Source organism: Bacillus cereus group sp. N12, from assembly GCF_016483575.1.
In the GTDB taxonomy this organism is placed as follows: Bacteria; Bacillota; Bacilli; order Bacillales; family Bacillaceae_G; genus Bacillus_A; species Bacillus_A toyonensis.
In genome coordinates this window covers 1-960 of sequence record NZ_JAEHBO010000186.1, presented here as the reverse complement: position 1 = coordinate 960, position 960 = coordinate 1, and the positions used below count along the sequence as shown (strand labels likewise).

Below are 960 nucleotides of genomic sequence, written 5' to 3'. Positions count from 1 at the left end.
TGAACTGAACCCAAAAAATTAGACAAATATATTAAGCAGCTACTAAGGATTGAACTCTGTATTGCACAGGGGACAATCCTTTTAGTTTTGTTTTAATTCTTTTGTGATTGTAGTAATGAATATAAGTTTCTAGTTCTTGCTTAAATTGTTCCATACTTTCAAACTCTTTAAGATAAAGTAATTCAGATTTTAATAAGCCAAAGAAATTTTCCATGACTGCATTATCTAAGCAATTTCCCTTACGGGACATACTTTGGATAACGTTATGTTTTTTAAGCGACTGATGATATTGTCGCATTTGATAATGCCAACCTTGATCCGAGTGTAATATAGGAGTTTCCTTATCATTCAAACGTTGAAACGCCTTATTTAACATTTTAGAAACAAGGGAATAGGCAGGTCTATGTTCTATATTGTAAGCTATAATTTCTCCGTTATATAAGTCTAAAATGGGTGATAGATATAGTTTTTTACCATGTAAGTGGAACTCCGTCACATCTGTTACCCATTTTTCATTTGGTTTTGATGCGTGAAAATTACGTTTTAAGATATTAGGAGCGAATTTCCCGACAGCCCCTTTATATGAACGATATTTTTTTAATCGAACAAGACATTTTAATCCCAGGATATTCATTAAACGTCGAACGGTTTTATGATTTAATGCATGGCCTCGATTACGTAATTCCAATGTAATACGACGATAACCATACCTCCCAAAATTCTCACTAAAGATCTCTTTAATTAATTTTTTAACTTTCTTATATTTATCTGGACGTTTCGCTTGTTTCATCCAGTAATAATACGTACTACGAGCGATATTAGCGACTTTCACAAGGTCAACGACCTTGTATTTATGCCTTAATTCATAAATCAATTGCGCTTTGTCTTGGTCTGTAATGTTTTCTTCTTTTGAACTAAGGCATTCAACTTTTTTAAATAGTCATTTTCCATACGCAGACG

Annotated in this window: 1 pseudogene; it reads right to left on the bottom strand. The window is 32.6% G+C overall.

Annotated features, from left to right (window positions below):
• Nucleotides 1-31 precede the first annotated feature (31 nt).
• Nucleotides 32-960: pseudogene (locus tag JDS92_RS30045) on the bottom strand (IS3-like element ISBth167 family transposase); the annotation flags it as partial.